The 18,339-nt window shown below is 71.7% G+C and carries 15 protein-coding genes; 12 read left to right on the plus strand and 3 right to left on the minus strand.

Annotated features, from left to right (window positions below; all coding sequences use genetic code 11):
* Positions 1-143: 143 nt before the first annotated feature.
* Positions 144-848, minus strand: coding sequence for a TetR family transcriptional regulator (locus ACRAS8_RS24595; RefSeq protein WP_438488163.1), 705 nt, complete (start codon positions 846-848; stop codon positions 144-146).
* Between the two features lie 115 nt (positions 849-963).
* On the opposite strand from ACRAS8_RS24595, the gene ACRAS8_RS24600 reads away from it, so the two are divergent.
* Together ACRAS8_RS24600 and ACRAS8_RS24605 are read left to right on the plus strand one after the other, a co-directional pair.
* Positions 964-2,565, plus strand: a complete 1,602-nt coding sequence (locus ACRAS8_RS24600) for an MFS transporter (RefSeq protein WP_438488164.1) — start codon at positions 964-966, stop codon at positions 2,563-2,565.
* Positions 2,566-3,155: 590 nt separating this feature from the next.
* Positions 3,156-3,614, plus strand: coding sequence for a peptidase inhibitor family I36 protein (locus tag ACRAS8_RS24605; RefSeq protein WP_438488165.1), 459 nt, complete (start codon positions 3,156-3,158; stop codon positions 3,612-3,614).
* 98 nt (positions 3,615-3,712) lie between these two features.
* On the opposite strand, the gene aceE is transcribed toward ACRAS8_RS24605, so the two are convergent.
* Positions 3,713-6,460 (minus strand): pyruvate dehydrogenase (acetyl-transferring), homodimeric type, encoded by a 2,748-nt coding sequence (aceE, locus tag ACRAS8_RS24610; protein WP_438488166.1) that lies wholly within the window; start codon positions 6,458-6,460, stop codon positions 3,713-3,715.
* A gap of 517 nt (positions 6,461-6,977) precedes the next feature.
* Between aceE and ACRAS8_RS24615 the strand changes: the two genes are divergently transcribed.
* The 6 genes from ACRAS8_RS24615 to ACRAS8_RS24640 all read left to right on the plus strand — a co-directional run bounded on the left by ACRAS8_RS24615 (position 6,978) and on the right by ACRAS8_RS24640 (position 11,568).
* Positions 6,978-7,400, plus strand: coding sequence for a DUF3052 domain-containing protein (locus tag ACRAS8_RS24615; protein ID WP_438488167.1), 423 nt, complete (start codon positions 6,978-6,980; stop codon positions 7,398-7,400).
* Between the two features lie 131 nt (positions 7,401-7,531).
* Positions 7,532-7,990, plus strand: coding sequence for a peroxiredoxin (locus ACRAS8_RS24620; RefSeq protein WP_438488168.1), 459 nt, complete (start codon positions 7,532-7,534; stop codon positions 7,988-7,990).
* 175 nt (positions 7,991-8,165) lie between these two features.
* Positions 8,166-8,741: a TerD family protein gene (locus tag ACRAS8_RS24625; protein ID WP_438488169.1), complete on the plus strand. Its 576-nt coding sequence runs from the start codon at positions 8,166-8,168 to the stop codon at positions 8,739-8,741.
* A 115-nt stretch (positions 8,742-8,856) separates the two neighbouring features.
* Positions 8,857-9,432 carry a TerD family protein gene (locus ACRAS8_RS24630; RefSeq protein WP_438488170.1) on the plus strand — a complete coding sequence of 192 codons (576 nt, stop codon included), beginning with the start codon at positions 8,857-8,859 and terminating at the stop codon, positions 9,430-9,432.
* 255 nt (positions 9,433-9,687) lie between these two features.
* Positions 9,688-10,821 carry a DUF475 domain-containing protein gene (locus tag ACRAS8_RS24635; protein WP_438488171.1) on the plus strand — a complete coding sequence of 378 codons (1,134 nt, stop codon included), beginning with the start codon at positions 9,688-9,690 and terminating at the stop codon, positions 10,819-10,821.
* A gap of 93 nt (positions 10,822-10,914) precedes the next feature.
* On the plus strand, positions 10,915-11,568 hold the full coding sequence (locus ACRAS8_RS24640; protein WP_438488172.1) for a Tellurium resistance: 654 nt from the start codon (positions 10,915-10,917) through the stop codon (positions 11,566-11,568).
* Between the two features lie 102 nt (positions 11,569-11,670).
* On the opposite strand, the gene ACRAS8_RS24645 is transcribed toward ACRAS8_RS24640, so the two are convergent.
* Positions 11,671-12,819: a TerD family protein gene (locus ACRAS8_RS24645; protein ID WP_438488173.1), complete on the minus strand. Its 1,149-nt coding sequence runs from the start codon at positions 12,817-12,819 to the stop codon at positions 11,671-11,673.
* Positions 12,820-13,025: 206 nt separating this feature from the next.
* Between ACRAS8_RS24645 and ACRAS8_RS24650 the strand changes: the two genes are divergently transcribed.
* The 4 genes from ACRAS8_RS24650 to ACRAS8_RS24665 all read left to right on the plus strand — a co-directional run bounded on the left by ACRAS8_RS24650 (position 13,026) and on the right by ACRAS8_RS24665 (position 18,335).
* Positions 13,026-14,198: an HpcH/HpaI aldolase/citrate lyase family protein gene (locus tag ACRAS8_RS24650; RefSeq protein ID WP_438488174.1), complete on the plus strand. Its 1,173-nt coding sequence runs from the start codon at positions 13,026-13,028 to the stop codon at positions 14,196-14,198.
* A gap of 93 nt (positions 14,199-14,291) precedes the next feature.
* Positions 14,292-16,790: a phosphoribosyltransferase gene (locus ACRAS8_RS24655; protein ID WP_438490585.1), complete on the plus strand. Its 2,499-nt coding sequence runs from the start codon at positions 14,292-14,294 to the stop codon at positions 16,788-16,790.
* Positions 16,787-17,614: an HAD family hydrolase gene (locus tag ACRAS8_RS24660; RefSeq protein WP_438488175.1), complete on the plus strand. Its 828-nt coding sequence runs from the start codon at positions 16,787-16,789 to the stop codon at positions 17,612-17,614. The genes ACRAS8_RS24655 and ACRAS8_RS24660 overlap by 4 nt, the downstream gene beginning before the upstream one ends.
* Before the next feature lie 61 nt (positions 17,615-17,675).
* The gene (locus ACRAS8_RS24665) at positions 17,676-18,335 is read left to right on the plus strand and encodes an O-methyltransferase (RefSeq protein ID WP_438488176.1); all 660 of its coding nucleotides are present in this window, start codon (positions 17,676-17,678) and stop codon (positions 18,333-18,335) included.
* The last annotated feature ends 4 nt before the right edge of the window (positions 18,336-18,339 follow it).

Genomic DNA, 18,339 nt, shown 5'->3' on the forward strand with positions numbered 1-18,339 from the left:
AGGGTGCCCGTGGATCCTCGTGAGGCATCTCACGTTTTGTGGAGGGTATTTGGGCTAAATCGGGCAGATGGTGTTGACGCTCGGTACTCGACCGTGCGGATCCGGTCTCGTCGAGAGATGCATCGATCACACACGGGGTGAAGTCAGTTACCGCTGGTCACGGGCGTGTTCGTACCGGAGGTGCGAGGGCTCCGGTCCGTCCGCCAGTCCATCTCGATCGCCGGTCCGATGTGATCCAGGTAGGACTGCGTCAACTCGCGGATGGCCTCCACGCTGCAGTCGCGCCCCTCGCCCCACACCTTCCCGGCCACCCGCAGCACCCCGCTGAACGCAGCCACCAGGACCCGCGGCCGCGGATCGGCGTCCACGTCCAGCCCCTCGCGCCGCGCGATCAACTGGGCGATCTGCTCCTCCAGTTCGGTGGACCGCCGCAGATGCACGGCGACCAGTGCCGGGGTCGACTCGATCATCTGGAACGTGCGCATGTGGAGATCCACCGGGATCACCGAGGCGAGGGCGCTGCCGATCTCGTCCCAGGCGGCCATCACGGCGCGGCGCAGGGCGGTCAGCGGCGGTTCCGCCGCCGGCCGGGCGCGCAGCTCCTCCAGGAACCGCGCCTCGACCATGTCCTGGACGGCGAAGGCCACTTCCTGCTTGTTGGCGAAGTAGCGGAAGAACGTCCGCTGGGAGACGTCCACGGCCTCGGCGATCTCGTCGACCGTCGTCGTCTCGTAGCCGTGCTCGGTGAAGAGCTCCAGTGCCGCCCGGATGAGGGCGTCGCGGGTGCGCTGCTTCTTGCGTTCGCGCAGCCCGCCGCTGGGAGCCGTCCGCGGCGTCGGGTCCGCCATCCTGCGCCGCCTTTCGCCGGTGTTCTCGCTGCTCAGGATACCTGTGAGCTAAATGACAGTTACCGACTCATGAATTGCTTTGTCAACTGTCAGTGGCTGACATTAGCCTCGAATCATGAGCTCTCAGACCCCGGTCGCCGACGTCGCACCGGAACTTCCCGTACCGGAGCCTCGCAAGGGGCTGCGGGGCCATCCGTGGCTAACTCTCTTCTCCGTCGCCATCGGCGTGATGATGGTGGCGCTCGACGGCACGATCGTCGCCATCGCCAACCCGGCCATCAAGGACGATCTGGGCGCGTCCCTCGCGGACGTGCAGTGGATCACCAACGGCTACATGCTCGCCCTGGCCGTCTCGCTGATCACGGCCGGCAAGCTCGGTGACCGCTTCGGCCACCGCCAGACCTTCCTCGTCGGCATCCTCGGCTTCGCCGCCGCCTCCGCCGCCATCGGCTTCTCCAGCCAGGTCGCGCTGGTCATCTTCTTCCGTGTGCTGCAGGGCCTGTTCGGCGCGCTGCTGATGCCCGCCGCACTCGGTCTGCTGCGCGCCACCTTCCCCGCCGAGAAGCTCAACATGGCCATCGGTATCTGGGGCATGGTCATCGGCGCCTCCACCGCCGGCGGCCCGATAGTCGGCGGACTGCTGGTCGAGCACGTCAGCTGGCAGTCCGTGTTCTTCATCAACGTGCCGGTCGGCGTGCTGGCCCTCGCCCTCGGCCTGGTGATCCTCAAGGACCACCGCGCGCAGAACGCCCCCCGCTCCTTCGACATCCCCGGCATCGCGCTGCTGTCCGGCGCGATGTTCTGCCTCATCTGGCCGCTGATCAAGGCGTCGGAGTGGGGCTGGGGTTCCATGACGACGTGGGGTTTCCTGATCGGCGCGGTCGTCCTCTTCGGCCTCTTCGCCGTCCTGGAGACCAAGGTGCGCGAGCCGCTCATCCCGCTGCGGATGTTCCGCTCGGTGCCGCTGACCGCCGGCACGGTCCTGATGGTGCTGATGGCCTTCGCCTTCATGGGCGGCCTGTTCTTCGTGACGTTCTACCTCCAGAACGTCCACGGCATGTCCCCCGTCGACAGCGGACTGCACCTGCTCCCGCTGACCGGCATGATGATCGTCGGTTCGCCGCTGGCCGGCGCGCTGATCACCAAGTTCGGCCCGCGCATTCCGCTGGTCGGCGGCATGATCGTCACCGCCGTCGCGATGTACGGCATGTCCGGGCTGGACGCGGGCACCACCACCGGCCCGATGTCCGTCTGGTTCGCCCTGCTCGGCCTGGGCCTCGCGCCCGTCATGGTCGGCGCCACCGAGGTCATCGTGGGCAACGCCCCGCTGGAGCTCTCCGGTGTCGCCGGCGGTCTTCAGCAGGCCGCGATGCAGGTCGGCGGCAGCCTCGGCACCGCCGTGCTCGGCGCGGTGATGGCCTCCCGCGTCGACCAGGACCTCCCGGGCAACTGGCAGGGCGCCGGCCTTCCGCCGCTGCAGCCCGCACAGCTGTCCCAGGCGTCCGACGCCGTCTCGGCGGGCATCGCACCGGTGCCGAAGGGCACCCCGCCGGAGTTCGCCCAGAAGATCACCGCCGTCGCCCACGACACCTTCGTCTCCGGCATGGGTCTCGCCTTCTCCGTCGCCTGCGGAGTGGCGGTGCTCGCCGCCGTCGTCGCGCTCTTCACCAAGCGCGGGGCGAACGCAGAGGCGGGCGCCGGCGTCGGCCACATCTGACCGCCGCCGCACGGTAGTTCCGCGGCATCCACCGGTCCGTCCCAGCGGCGCGCGACCGGCCGAACCACCCCTCGGCCGGTCGCGCGCCGTCGCGTGTACGGGCCCGGCCCCGTTCTCACGACCGGGGGTCCGAGACCGGGCCCCGCCGCCGTCCGCGGCCGTCAACCCCCGCTCCGCCGCACCCCGCACCGGCAAGCGCCGTGCTCCAAGCGGCAGTTGGCCTCTCCTCCGGCGCGGTATCCCTCATCCGGGTAACGCCGACCGGGAACCGGACCGCACGCTGCCGTCCTCCTGGACGAGAGGTCGGCCCAACTCCCCTTCCCCGCACGCGAAGAACGGTTTCCGCGAACCGCCCGCCGCCGCGCCCGGCGCGTCAACTCCGCGTACCCGCCAGCGGTTTACGACCTGCGGATTCGTCCCCATCCCCGATCCGGGTGGAGGAGCCGCCGCGGGCTTGGCGGAGGCGCTCGCTCCGCCGCACGCTCGAACCCGAACCCGCCGCGGGCAACCCGCCCGCCGCGGCACACGACAGCCGAGGCCCGCGCCCGCCGCGCGGCCCGCCACGGCCACGACACGGGGGAGAGACTCCTATGCGTATCCGCACCTGCCACCCGACCCGCACCAGCCACCCGACCCGCACCTCCCGCGCTTTCCGAGGAGCCGCGCTGGCCACCGGACTCGCCGCCCTGGCCACGGCGCTGGTCGCGCCGTCCGCCCTGGGCGCCCCGGCCGCCCGCGCGGCCACCGGCGGCCATGCCCCGGCCGCGTCCGGCGACTGCTCGGCCGGCCAGCTGTGCCTCTGGCCGCGGACGGACTTCGGCGGCCGGCGGCAGACCTTCGAACTGTCCGGCACCGACCTGGAGAGCTGTGTGACCCTCCCCAAGGGAATGACGGCGGCCTCGCTCGCCAACCGCACCGGCCGCCCGGTCACCACCTACCAGAGCGCCGTCTGCGCCGAGACCGGCGAGTTCGACACCTACCCGGGCGGCGGCAGCTGGGTGCCCCGTTCCCCGTACCAGGTAAGGGCGTTCAAGCTGTGGGAGCACTGAGCGGTCGGCCCGCGGCGGACGCCCCGCGCCCCCCGACCGGCGGGCTTCGCCGGTCGGGGGGCGCGGGGGAGAGGGTGCGGCGGACGGCCGCGGAGAGGTCAGGCGTCGCCGCCGGCCTCACCCGCGTCGGCGGCCGTCACGTCCAGGAGCTGGTAGCGGTCGATGGCCTGCTTGAGCAGCGAGCGGTCGACCTTGCCCTCCTTGGCCAGCTCGGTGAGGACGGCGAGCACGATCGACTGGGCGTCGATGTGGAAGAAGCGGCGGGCGGCACCGCGGGTGTCCGCGAAGCCGAAGCCGTCGGCGCCCAGCGACTGGTAGGTGCCCGGCACCCAGCGCGCGATCTGGTCCGGGACGGACCGCATCCAGTCCGAGACCGCGACCTTCGGGCCCTCGGCGCCCTGGAGCTTCTGCGTCACGTACGGGACGCGCTGCTCCTCCTCCGGGTGGAGCAGGTTGTGCTCCTCGGCCTCCACCGCGTCGCGGCGCAGCTCGTTCCAGGACGTCGCCGACCAGACGTCGGCCTTGACGTTCCACTCGTCCGCGAGGATCCGCTGGGCCTCGACGGCCCACGGCACCGCGACGCCCGAGGCGAGGATCTGGGCCCGGTGCTCGCCCTTCTCGCCGGGCGTGATCCGGTGCAGACCCTTCAGGATGCCCTCGACGTCGACGTCCGCCGGCTCCGCGGGGTGCACGATCGGCTCGTTGTAGACGGTGAGGTAGTAGAAGACGTCCTCGCCCGGCTTGCCGTCGGCGGTCTCGCCGTACATCCGCCGCAGACCGTCCTTGACGATGTGCGCGATCTCGTAGCCGTAGGCCGGGTCGTAGGCGACACAGGCCGGGTTGGTCGAGGCCAGCAGCTGGGAGTGGCCGTCGGCGTGCTGCAGGCCCTCACCGGTCAGCGTGGTCCGGCCGGCGGTCGCGCCGAGCACGAAGCCGCGCGAGAGCTGGTCGGCCATCTGCCAGAACTGGTCGCCGGTCCGCTGGAAGCCGAACATCGAGTAGAAGACATAGACCGGGATCAGCGGCTCGCCGTGGGTGGCGTACGCCGAGCCCGCCGCGATCAGCGACGCGGTGCAGCCGGCCTCGGTGATGCCGTCGTGCAGCATCTGGCCGGTCGGCGACTCCTTGTAGGCCAGCAGCAGTTCGCGGTCCACCGACTCGTAGCTCTGCCCCAGCGGGTTGTAGATCTTGGCCGACGGGAAGAACGCGTCCATGCCGAAGGTGCGGTACTCGTCCGGGGCGATCGGCACGAAGCGCTTGCCGATCTCCTTGTCCCGCATCAGGTCCTTCAGGATGCGGACGAACGCCATGGTCGTGGCGATCTTCTGCTGCCCGGAGCCCTTCTTGGCGGTGACGTACGCCTTGTCGCCCGGCAGTGCGAGCGGCTTGGCGCGCACGACGCGGGTCGGCACATAGCCGCCCAGCCCCTTGCGGCGGTCGTGCATGTACTGGATCTCCTCGGACTTGCGGCCCGGGTGGTAGTACGGCGGGAGGCCGTCCTCCAGGTCCTTGTCCGGGATGGGCAGGTGCAGCCGGTCGCGGAAGCGCTTGAGGTCCTCGACCGTCAGCTTCTTCATCTGGTGCGTGGCGTTGCGGCCCTCGAAGTTCGGGCCGAGCGTCCAGCCCTTGACGGTCTGCGCCAGGATCACGGTCGGCTGGCCCTTGTGGGCCTTGGCCGCCGCGTACGCCGCGAAGATCTTCCGGTGGTCGTGGCCGCCGCGGCCCAGGTGCAGGATCTGGTCGTCGGTCATGTTCTCGACCATCGCGCGCAGCCGGTGGTCGTCACCGAAGAAGTGCTCGCGGATGTACGCGCCGGTCTCGGTGGCGTAGGTCTGGAACTGCCCGTCGGGGGTGGTGTTGAGCTTGTTGACCAGGATGCCGTCGCGGTCCTGCGCCAGCAGCGGGTCCCAGCTGCGGTCCCACACCAGCTTGATGACGTTCCAGCCGGCGCCGCGGAACTGCGACTCCAGCTCCTGCATGATCTTGCCGTTGCCGCGGACCGGGCCGTCCAGGCGCTGGAGGTTGCAGTTCACGACGAAGGTCAGGTTGTCCAGGCCCTCGCGCGCGGCGATGGACAGCTGGCCGAGCGACTCCGGCTCGTCCATCTCGCCGTCGCCGAGGAACGCCCAGACGTGGGACTTGGAGGTGTCGGCGATGCCGCGGGCCTCCATGTAGCGGTTCATCCGCGCCTGGTAGATCGCGCCGAGCGGGCCGAGGCCCATCGAGACGGTCGGGAACTCCCAGAAGTCCGGCATCAGCCGCGGGTGCGGGTAGCTGGAGAGGCCCTCGGGGGCCTTGGACTTCTCCTGGCGGAAGGCGTCCAGCTGGCCCTCGGAGAGCCGGTCGAGGAGGTACGCGCGGGCGTAGATGCCGGGGGAGGCGTGGCCCTGGAAGAAGACCTGGTCGCCGCCGTCGCCCTCGTCCTTGCCGCGGAAGAAGTGGTTGAAGCCCACGTCGTACAGCGAGGCGGAGGAGGCGAAGGTGGCGATGTGGCCGCCGACGCCGATGCCCGGGCGCTGGGCGCGGGAGACCATGACGGCGGCGTTCCACCGGGTCGCGTTGAGGACCTTGCGCTCGATCTCCTCGTTGCCCGGGAAGAACGGCTCGTCCTTGGTCGCGATGGTGTTGACGTAGTCCGTGCTGCGCATCTCGGGCACGGCCACACGCCGTTCGCGGGCGCGCTCGATCAGGCGGAGCATGAGGTAGCGGGCACGTTCCCGGCCTCGCTCGTCGACGGCCGCGTCGAGCGAGTCGAGCCATTCCTGGGTCTCTTCGGGATCGAAGTCCGGGACCTGGCTGGGAAGGCCGCCAATGATGATCGGGTTGCGATCGGATCCGGAAGCCACGCTGTTCCTTCGTGTTCGGTTCGTGTCGTGCTCTGCCTGCTGCTGCCGCCGTGCACGGGGACGAATGCTGTCTGTGCCTTGTGTCGCGCCGTCTTCCATCGTGTACCGAGCGACTGGGATACGTCACCTCTACCGATGGGTAACCACCCGCTGGGAGAGGGCGCGGAAAGGGCCGGTTCCTGTGGTCGGCCAAATCGCAACCATACGCCCATCTCGAAAGGGGCCGGTGTGCGGCCGTGCCACGCCCGGCGGCACGGGCGGGACGCTCCGATACCCTGCGCGGGGGCCATTCCTTCCCGCGTACCCCATATACCCGGCACAATGCTGTGGTGGGTATCACTTCATGGTGTCCTGGTGGGGGCCGGGCCGTAGTGGCAGGCCCGTCGATCGTCACCGTTTCGGCGGTCTCGATCGCCGGGTACTTGCGCGATCCGCCCGTCACGTGTGGACTACGCCCAATGCTCCGCGCACGCGCGGAGTCCCCGAGTACTTTCCGAAACATGACAGGAGGCAATCCGTGAGCGCGACCGCGGACCACGCGGAGGAGCGGACCAACCCTGCGACCAAGCTGGGGTTCGAGCCCGGACAGGTGGTCCAGGAGATCGGCTACGACGACGACGTCGAGCAGGAGCTCCGCGAAGGCATCGAGGCCATCATCGGCCAGGAACTCGAGGACGAGGACTACGACGACGTCGCCGATGTCGTCGTCCTGTGGTTCCGAGACGACGACGGTGATCTCACGGACGCGCTGGTGGACGCCATCGGTCTGCTCGAAGAGGGCGGCCAGATCTGGCTGCTGACGCCCAAGACGGGCCGCGACGGCTACATCGAGCCGAGCGACATCAACGAGGCCGCACAGACCGCGGGCCTGTCCCAGACCCGGAGCATCAACGCCGGCAAGGACTGGACCGGCAGCCGGCTGATCTCGCCCAAGCGCTGAGACCGGCCGCGTCACCCCACGTCCTCGCCGAGCCCCTCCCGGATCTGCTCCGGGAGGGGCTCGGCGCGGTTCGGGCGCGGGCGCGTAGGGTGGTCGCGTCCAGTTGAGAGTGAGCGGAAGGACCCAGTCCCATGGCGATCGAGGTCGGCACCAAGGCTCCGGATTTCGAGCTGAAGAACCAGCACGGCGAGCTGGTGAAGCTCTCCGACTTCCGCGGCGGGAAGAACGTCGTGGTGCTCTTCTACCCCTTCGCCTTCACCGGCGTGTGCACCGGTGAGCTCTGCGCCCTCCGCGACGAGCTGCCGAAGTTCGTCAACGACGACGTGCAGCTGCTGGCGGTCTCCAACGACTCGCCGTTCTCGCTGCGGGTCTTCGCCGAGCAGGAGGGCCTGGAGTACCCGCTGCTGTCGGACTTCTGGCCGCACGGTGAGGTCTCCCGGGCGTACGGCGTCTTCGACGAGGAGAAGGGCTGCGCGGTCCGCGGCACCTTCGTCATCGACAAGGAGGGCGTGGTGCGCTGGACGGTTGTCAACGGCCTGCCCGACGCCCGCGACCTCAACGACTACGTCAAGGCTCTCGAAACCCTCTGATCCCACCGCCCCCTCCGGTCGCGGCGTGCGCGGCGGCCGACCGGACATCCGACGGGATCCGTGTGCGATATCTGCGTCCGGCGGGAACCGGTCACTAGGATCAAATCGTTGATCCGATGCCATGCACGATGGGGGCGCAGATCTTGACGTACCCCTCGAATCTACGGGAGGACTCGTGGGAGTCAGCCTCAGCAAGGGCGGCAACGTCTCGCTGACGAAGGAAGCCCCCAATCTGACCGCCGTCCTCGTCGGTCTGGGCTGGGACGCCCGTACCACCACCGGTACGGACTTCGACCTGGACGCCAGCGCCCTGCTGACGAACGACCAGGGCAAGGTCGCCAACGACCAGAACTTCGTGTTCTTCAACAACCTCAAGAGCCCGTGCGGTTCGGTGGAGCACACCGGCGACAACCTCACCGGTGAGGGCGAGGGCGACGACGAGGCCATCAAGGTGAACCTCGCCGGTGTCCCCGCCGACGTCCACAAGATCGTGTTCCCGGTGTCGATCTACGACGCCGAGACCCGCCAGCAGAGCTTCGGCCAGGTCCGCAACGCCTACATCCGCGTGGTCAACCAGGCCGACGGCAAGGAGCTGGCGCGCTACGACCTCAGCGAGGACGCCTCGACCGAGACCGCCATGGTCTTCGGCGAGCTGTACCGCAACGGCGCGGAGTGGAAGTTCCGCGCCATCGGCCAGGGCTACGCCTCGGGTCTGCGTGGCATCGCGCAGGACTTCGGGGTCAACGTCTGACCGCACGGCGACCGCGTTCCGGCGCCGTACGCCCCGTCCGGGGAGTGCGGCGCCGGGCGCGTTTCCGGGGCGCGCGAGGCGTCCCGCACCGAACACCGGGGAGGAAAGGAACACCATGGGCGTCACACTCGCCAAGGGGGGCAACGTCTCCCTGTCCAAGGCCGCGCCGAATCTCACCCAGATCACGGTCGGCCTCGGCTGGGACGCGCGGTCCACCACGGGAGCACCCTTCGACCTCGACGCCAGCGCGCTGCTGTGCCGGTCGGGCCGGGTGCTGGGGGACGAGTACTTCGTCTTCTACAACAACCTCAAGAGCCCCGACGGCTCGGTCGAGCACACCGGTGACAACCTCACCGGTGAGGGAGAGGGCGACGACGAGACGATCCTGGTCGACCTCACACAGGTGCCCGAGGAGGTGGAGGCCATCGTCTTCCCGGTCTCCATCCATGAGGCCGATCTGCGCGGCCAGAGCTTCGGCCAGGTCAGCAACGCCTTCATCCGGATCGTCAATCAGGCCGACGGCAGCGAACTGGCCCGCTACGACCTCAGCGAGGACGCCGCCGGCGAAACGGCGATGATCTTCGGCGAGGTCTACCGCCGCAACGGCGAGTGGAAGTTCCGGGCCGTGGGGCAGGGGTACGCGTCGGGTCTGCGCGGTATCGCGCTGGACTTCGGCGTCAACGTTTCGTAAGCGGCCACGTACGCAGCGCGGTTGGCGGCACGGAGACTGAGCCCGCCGTCCTCGAAGGGTGTGTCCCGCCGTTCCTCGTGATCTTCGAGGGGGCGCGGCGGCGGCGCTGACGACCGGCCCCACCTGCGGCTCTCCGGTCGGGCCGGGGTCGACCGGCCCGGCCGGAGGGGATGCGCTCTACACTTCGGGTCAACGTTTAGCAAAGCGCCGCGCACTGCGCGCGGGGGACCCCCACAGCGAAGGATTGGGTAGGCAGTGCTCCTGAAAACCTTTGGCTGGTCGTTCGCCATCACGGTGCTCGGCCTCGGCCTGGCCGGCGTCCTCTGGGGGTGGCAGGGGCTCGCGATCGTCGGGATCCTGTCCGTCCTGGAGATCTCGCTGTCCTTCGACAACGCGGTCATCAACGCGGGCATCCTGCGCAAGATGAACGCCTTCTGGCAGAAGATCTTCCTCACCGTCGGCATCCTCGTCGCGGTGTTCGGCATGCGGCTGGTCTTCCCCGTCGTCATCGTCGCGATCACCGCGAAACTGGGGCCGATCGAGGCGGTTCAGCTCGCCGTCAACGACAAGGCGCACTACCAGGAACTGGTCACCAGCGCCCACCCGGCCATCGCGGCCTTCGGCGGCATCTTCCTGCTGATGATCTTCCTCGACTTCATCTTCGAGGACCGCGACTACAAGTGGCTGTCGTGGATCGAGAAGCCGCTCGCCCGGATCGGCAAGCTCGACACCCTCTCCATCATCGTGGCCCTGGTCGTCCTGCTGGTCAGCGCCATGACGGTGGCGCCGCACGCCGCGCACGGCGGCGGCGACAAGACCACCACGGTCCTGCTGTCCGGTATCGCGGGCCTGATCACCTATCTCGTCGTCGGCGGGATCTCCGGCTACTTCGAGGGCCGCCTGGAGAACGACGAGGCCGAGGACGGCGCCGAGGCGGCCGCGGTGGAGAAGAAGGGCGCCGGGGCGGGCTCCGTGGCGGGGCTGGCCGGCAAGGCCGCGTTCTTCATGTTCCTCTACCTGGAGGTCATCGACGCCTCGTTCTCCTTCGACGGGGTCATCGGCGCGTTCGCCATCACCAACGACATCTTCGAGATGGCCCTGGGTCTGGGCATCGGCGCGATGTACATCCGCTCGCTGACGGTCTTCCTGGTCCGCAAGGGCACCCTGGACGACTACGTCTACCTGGAGCACGGCGCGCACTACGCCATCGGCGCGCTGGGCGTGATCCTGCTCGCCACCATCCGCTACGAGATCAACGACGTCATCACCGGCCTGGTCGGCGTGGTGCTGATCGCGCTCTCCTTCGGCTCGTCGGTGCTGCGCAACCGGCGCGAGGGCAAGCCGGGCGCGGAACCGTCGGCGCAGTCGGAAGTGACGTCCGGAGTGTGACGGGCCTCTTATTGAGGAACGCTTTCTGCGGGGCGGCCACGGGGACGACACACCCCTGGGCCGCCCCGCAGGCGGTTTACGCGAGGACATGGGGTGGGCAAGGTGTCGTTCCTGGAGAACCTGTGGCGCGGTAACGCGCCGAAGTTCGACGGCGGTGGCGCGTCGTACGTCGTCGAGCTGACGAAGCGGAATCCGGTCGTCTCGCTGACGAAGCAGGGGGCGGCCAACGGCCATCTGCGGGTCAATCTGAGCTGGCAGATGCGTACTTCGGACTTCGGCGAGCGGGGCGGGCAGCGCCCGGTGAGCCTGCTGCGCAATCCCGGCAGGCTGTTCCGGCCCGAGATCGTGCAGGCCCAGGGCCCGGCCGTGGTCAACGTCGACCTGGACCTGGCCTGTCTGTACGAGCTCCAGGACGGAAGCAAGGGTGTGGTGCAGCCGCTGGGCGACTTCCTCGGCGATCTCAACGGCCCGCCGTTCGTCAAGCTCAGCGGCGACGACCGGTTCGGCTCCGGCTCCGGCGAGACGCTGTACGTCAACCTCGATCACCGCGACGGGCCGCGGGTCGAGGTCAAGCTGGACGAGCGGGCGCCGCAGGCCCGTTCCTGTGCCGTCTTCATGCTGGAGAACGGCAAGGACGGCCTGTCGGTGCGGCGCGAGGTGAAGTACGTCTACGGCTTCCAGGCCGAGCTGGACCGGCTCTACGGCTGGGGGCTCCAGTGGGGCCGGGGGTACAAGTCGAAGGTCTGAGGGTGCCGGCGGGCCCGGTGCGGCCGGGGTGCGGAGGCGGCTGTGCGTCTCCCGCGCCCCGGCCGTTCGCGTGCGGGCGCAGCGGCGCTGGAAGTGGGGGTGTCAGCGGCGCTGGAACTGCGGCCCCTGGGGCGGCAGGACGAACGACGGGTCGGGCGCGAACGGCTGCGGCTGCGAGGGCACCGGGTAGCCGTACGTGGCGGCGGCCGGCTGCGGATAGCCGTAGGCGGGCGGCTGCTGTGGCGGGTAGAGGGGCTGCTGCTGGGGCGGCCCCGGGTAACCGCTCCGCTGCGCTCCGCCTCGGCTGCCAAACATGTCCTCGGAGGCCGAGCCGGTCGGCTGGGCCGGGGGCTGGGCCGGCGGGGGCGGGACGTTGGCCGGGTAGCCGTAGCCGCCGGTGGGGGCGGGGGGCAGCGGGGCGGCGGAGAAGGGTTCCGGCATCCGGTCCGGCACGTGCTGGGTGACCGCCTCCGGGTCCGACTGCGGGCCGCCGGCCGGCGGCGCGGTGGCCTCCTCGGGCCAGGCGCCGGGCGGCGGGGAGACCGGGCCGGACGGGGCGGGGGCCGGTGCGGCGGCGGGCGGTGCGCCGTCCGCGGGACGCGGCACCGCCGTGGTGGGGTCCTCGCCGTCCGCTTCCGCGGCGGACGCCTCCGGGGACGGCGAGTCCGCGGCGGGCGGCGCGGGAGCCGGCCGGCCGCCGGCCGCGTCGTTCTCCTCCACCGAGATGCCGAACTCCGTGGCCAGGCCGACCAGTCCGCTCTCGTAGCCCTGGCCCAGCGCCCGGAACTTCCAGCTGTCGCCGCGCCGGTAGAGCTCCCCGCAGATCAGCGCGGTTTCCTCGCCCGTCTCGGGCACCACGTCGAAGAACGCCAGCGGCTCGCCGTCCGGCGCCGCCGCGTCGTACAGCAGCACCCGCAGGTCCGTCACCCCGGCGAACGGGCCGCCGTCCGAGGAGGCGGCGAGCACCACCCGCGCCACCGAGGGGTCCAGCGCCGTCAGCTCCGCCTCGATGGTGTCGGTCAGCGCGTCGGACAGCTGGGCCTTGGGCAGGTGCCGGACCAGGCCGCCGGGGTGCCGCGGCTGGTTGTAGAAGACGAAGTCCTCGTCGGAGCGCACGCGTCCGTCCGGCCCCACCAGCAGGGCCGAGGCGTCGACGTCGGGGACGCCGGCGCCCGGTGTCCAGCGCAGGACGGCCCGGACGGCCGTGGCGTCGAGGGGTACGTTCGACCCTTTCAGCATCGCGTGCGTCATGCCGCAATCCTGCCTTCCCTCTGGTAGCGGCCACAACGCGGGGGCCGGGCACGGCGCTTCCCGGTCACCCGCCCGCCACCCGGGGGCGGCGGGATTTTCCCGCGGGCGGGAACTTTCCGTACCCCCACGCACGTACGATTACCGGCTGGATCCAGACAGCGAGACGCAGCGGGGGGCCCGGGTCCCGCTTCTATACGGGGAGTTGTATGCGGCACTTTGGGCATCTTGCGCCAGATATCCGGAAGGCCCTGTTCCACAAGGAGCCGGTGGAGTTCACCGCGGACTCCCCGGCCCGCATGCTCGCCGTCGCCCTCGGTGCCACGCTCTACAGCCCCGCCACCCGCCCCCGGCTCGCCGCCGACGTCCGCAAGCAGGCCGCCCGCGGTGTCACGTCCATGGTGCTGTGCCTGGAGGACTCCATAGGCGACGGCGACGTGGCGGCCGGCGAGGAGAACCTCGTCCGGCAGTTCGCCCTGCTCGACGAGGCCGCCGACCGCGGCGAGGACCTTCCGCTGCTCTTCATCCGCGTCCGCGAACCGGCCCAGATAGCGGACCTGACGGGGCGGCTGGGGCCGGCCGTGCGCAGGCTGTCCGGATTCGTACTTCCCAAGTTCACCGCGGAGCGCGGCGCGCCCTTCCTGGCGGCGCTGGCCGCCGCCGAATCCGCCTGCGGGCGGCGGCTGTTCGCCATGCCGGTGCTGGAGTCCCCGCAGCTGCTGCATCTGGAGAGCCGCGCCGCGACCCTGGAGGGCATCGCCCGCACCGTCGGCCACCACCGCGACCGGGTGCTCGCCCTGCGCCTCGGGGTCACCGACTTCTGCTCCGCCTACGGCCTGCGCCGCGCCCCCGACATGACGGCGTACGACGTCCAGATCGTCGCCTCCGTGATCGCCGACGTCGTCAACGTCCTCGGCCGCGCGGACGGCACCGGCTTCACGGTCACCGGTCCGGTGTGGGAGTACTTCCGGCTGCACGAGCGGATGTTCAAGCCGCAGCTGCGCCGCAGCCCGTTCCTGGGCCGGGCCGAGGAACTGCGCACCAGCCTGATCGAGCACGACATGGACGGCCTGCTGCGCGAGATCGAACTGGACCGCGCCAACGGCCTGACCGGCAAGACCTGCATCCACCCCTCGCACGTCGCCCCGGTGCACGCCCTGTCGGTCGTCAGCCACGAGGAATACAGCGACGCCACCGACATCCTGCGCCCCGAGCGCGGCGAGGGAGGGGTGCTGCGCTCCTCGTACACCAACAAGATGAACGAGGTGAAGCCGCACCGCGCCTGGGCCGAGCGGACGCTGCTGCGCGCCGAGGCGTTCGGGGTGGCCCGCGCGGACGTCGGCTTCGTGGAGCTGCTGACCGCGAGCGTCCAGCCGGCCTGAGCACCCCGGAGAGCACGGAAGACGACGACGGCGACGGTGACGGTGACCATGGCGGACACGAACGGCAGCAAGAGCGACGGCAAGAGCAAGGGCATGAACGACGGCACGGACGGCGGCATGGACGCGGCGACGCAGGAGACACGGCACGTGGTGTGGACGGGAGAGTGGGTCGCCCGACGGCTCGGGGTCGCGCTGAGCGGCGCGGACGAGCTGCCGGAGCTGCTCGGGCTGGCGCTGCGGCGCAACCCCAGACGCGCCCACCTGCTCGTCTCCCACGTCCTCGGCAAGCACATCCCGCAGCGCCCCGACGTGGTGCACGGCGCCGGCACCGGACTGGGCCGCCGGGTGCGCGCCCTGCTCGGCGACGCCGACGCCGCCCGCGCCGTCGTCCTCGGTTACGCCGAGACCGCCACCGCACTGGGCCACTCGGTCGCCGACGGGCTGGCGCTCGCCCCGTATCTGCACTCCACCCGCCGGCCGGTCCCCGGCGTGCCGCACGCCGCCGGCTTCGAGGAGGAGCACAGCCACGCCACCTCGCACCTGCTGCTCCCCGAGGACCCCGCCCTGCTCGCCGGCGACGGCCCCCTGGTCCTCGTCGACGACGAGTTCTCCACCGGGCGGACGGTGCTGAACACCCTCCGCGCGCTGCACGCCCGCCACCCGCGGCAGCGGTACGTCATCGTCGCCCTGGTGGACATGCGCTCCGCCGCGGACCAGGAACGGCTGGCCCAGTGCGCCGCCGAACTGGGCGCCCGGGTCGACGTGGTGGCCCTGGCCGCCGGCGGCGTCCGGCTGCCCGCCGACGTCCTGGAGCGCGGCCGGGAACTGGTCGCCGCATACGAGGAGCCGCCCGCGCCCGCCGAGCGCGGCGCGGCCCGGCGCCCCGAAGCGCTCCGCGTCGACCTCGGCTGGCCCGCCGGCCTGCCCGACGGCGGACGGCACGGCTTCACCCCCGCCCACCGCGCGCGCCTGGAGGAGCACCTGCCCGCCATGGCCGCCCGGATCGCCGGCCGCCTCGGCGCCGCCCGCCGTATCCTCGTCCTCGGCAACGAGGAGCTGATGTACGCCCCGCTGCGGCTGGCCGGCGCCCTGGACGCGCACCTCGCCGGGACCGGCGCGACCGTGCACTTCTCGACCACCACCCGCTCGCCGGTGCTCGCCGTCGACGACCCCGGCTACGCCATCCGCACCCGCCTGGCGTTCCCCGCCCACGACCGCCCGGCGGACGGCCCGGGGGAGCGCTACGCCTACAACGTCGCCCCCGGCAGCGACCCCGGGCGCCGCTTCGACGCCGTCGTGGCCGTCGTCGACTCCGCCGGCGACCGGCCCGAACTCCACGCCCCCGGCGGCCTCCTGGACCGGCTCGCCGACCACACCGACCGGCTGCTGCTGGCCGTCGTCCCCGCGCACACCCCGCGCGGCGCGCTCCCCGGCCCGCTGCGCGGTCCCGCCTTCTCCTCCTACGCCCCCGACGAGGTCGGCTGGCTGCTCCAGGACCTGTCCGGCGTCACCCTGGAGGCGCCCACCGAGGAGCGCGAGGAGGCGATCCAGCAGGGCGGCGCCCACTACGCCGAGTCGCTGCCGGTCGAGTACCAGCCCAGCGCGGAGTACCAGGAGCTGTTCCACGCCGCGCTGCGCAGCTCCGCCGGCCGGATCGCCCGCGCCGTCGGCGCGGTCACCGAGACCGTCCTCGCGGAGCGGGGCCCACGCCCCGTCCTGGTCTCCCTCGCCCGGGCCGGCACCCCCGTCGGCATCCTGATGCGCCGCTGGGCCGCGCACACCCGCGGCCTGGACCTGCCGCACTACGCCGTCTCCATCGTCCGCGGCCGGGGCATCGACACCACCGCCCTGCGCTGGCTCGCCGCCCACCACGACCCGGCGGACGTGGTCTTCGTCGACGGCTGGACGGGCAAGGGCGCCATCACCCGCGAACTCGCCGGCGCCCTGGCCGACTTCGCCGAGCGTCCCGACTCCGCTGAGGGCCCCGGCTTCGACCCGCGGATCGCGGTGCTCGCCGACCCCGGCGGCTGCGTCGAGACCTACGGCACCCGCGACGACTTCCTCATCCCGTCCGCCTGCCTGAACTCCACCGTCTCCGGGCTGGTCTCGCGCACCGTCCTGCGCGCCGACCTGGTCGGCCCGGACGACTTCCACGGCGCCAAGTTCTACCGCGAACTGGCCGGCGCCGACCTCTCGGCGGAGTTCCTGGACACCGTCACCGCACGCTTCGCCGAGGTCGCCGACGCGGTCGCCGCCGACGCGCGCGAACTGGCCGCCGCCGACCGCACCCCGACCTGGGCCGGCTGGGCCGCCGTCGAGCGGATCAGCGCGGAGTACGGCATCCACGACGTCAACCTCGTCAAACCCGGCGTCGGCGAGACCACCCGGGTCCTGCTGCGCCGGGTCCCCTGGCGGATCCTCGCCCGGCGCGGCGCCGGCCGCGACCTCGACCACGTCCGCCTGCTGGCCGGGCAGCGCGGCGTGCCCGTCGAGGAGGTCGACGAACTCCCCTACACCTGCGTCGGGTTGATCCACCCCCGCTTCACCCGCGGTGCCACCGGCGCCGACGGCCGGGCGGTGGCCTCCCGATGACCACCCCCGCCCCGCTGGTCGCCAGCGACCTCGACCGCACCCTGATCTACTCGGCCGCCGCGCTCCACCTCACCGGCCCGGACGCGGCCGCCCCCCGGCTGCTCTGCGTCGAGATCTATGAGGGCCGCCCGCTCTCCTACATGACCGAGACGGCCGCCGCCCTGCTCACCGAACTCGCCCGCCGCACCACCTTCGTACCGGCCACCACCCGTACCCGCGAGCAGTACCGGCGCATCCGTCTGCCCGGCCCGCCGCCGGAGTTCGCGGTCTGCGCCAACGGCGGCCAGCTGCTCGTCCGGGGCGAGCCCGACCCGGACTGGCGGCGCACCGTCGCCGCCCGGCTCGCCGCCCGGTGCGCGCCGCTCGACGAGATCCGGGCGCATCTGGACCGCACCGCCGACCCGGCCTGGCTGCGCTCGGCCCGTACCGCCGAGGGCCTCTTCGCCTATCTCGTCGTGGAGCGGTCGCTGCTGCCCGCATCCTGGGTCGAGGACCTGGCCGCCTGGGCCGGGCCGCGCGGCTGGACGGTCTCCCTCCAGGGCCGCAAGATCTACGCCGTGCCCGGGCCGCTCACCAAGAGCGCCGCGGTGGCCGAGGTGGCCCGCCGCACCGGCGCCCCCGGCATCCTCGCGGCCGGCGACTCGCTGCTCGACACCGACCTGCTGCTGGCCGCGGACCGCGGCTGGCGCCCGGGCCACGGCGAACTGGCCGACACCGGCTGGCAGGCCCCGCACGTCACCGCCCTCGCCGAACGGGGCGTGGCCGCCGGCGAGGTGATCACCCGCGCCTTCCTCGACGGTGCCACCGCTTCGGGGCGCGCCTGATGACACGCCGCGGGCGGCCGCAATAGGCTCAACGGGCTGCCCGCGACCGGGAGGAGAGCCCGTGGCCGAGCCCAAGAGTGCACCGCTCACACCGGAGCTGTACGACTACGTGCTGGCGCACCAGCCGCCCCTGGACCCCGTGCTCCAGGACCTCGTGGACGTCACCCGCGAGCGGTTCCCCGAGGCGGCGGGGATGCTGTCGGCACCCGAGCAGGCGCCGCTGCTGGCGTTCCTGGTCCGCCTGACCGGGGCCCGGCAGGTCGTCGAGGTGGGGACGTTCACCGGCTTCGCCACCCTCGCCATGGCCCGCGCGCTGCCCGCCGACGGCACGGTGACCACCTGCGACATCTCCGAGGAGTGGACCGCCTGCGCCCGGGAAGCCTGGGCGCGGGCCGGGGTCGCGGACCGCATCCGGCTGCGGCTGGCCCCCGCGCTGGAGAGCCTCCGGGCGATGCCGGCCGAGCCGCACGTCGACCTGGTCTACCTCGACGCCGACAAGAGCGGCTACATCGCGTACTGGGAGGAGCTGGTGCCGCGGCTGCGGCCCGGTGGACTGCTCGTCGCGGACAACGTCCTGTACCACGGCGCGGTCACCGACCCCGCGGCGACCGGCTCGGCCCTGTCGATCCGGGAGTTCAACGACCACGTCCTGGCGGACGGCCGGATGGATGCGGTGCTGCTCACCGTGGCGGACGGGGTGACGCTGGCCCGCAAGCGGTAGCCCG

The organism is Streptomyces sp. S186, from assembly GCF_051603415.1.
Classification (GTDB): domain Bacteria; phylum Actinomycetota; class Actinomycetes; order Streptomycetales; family Streptomycetaceae; genus Streptomyces.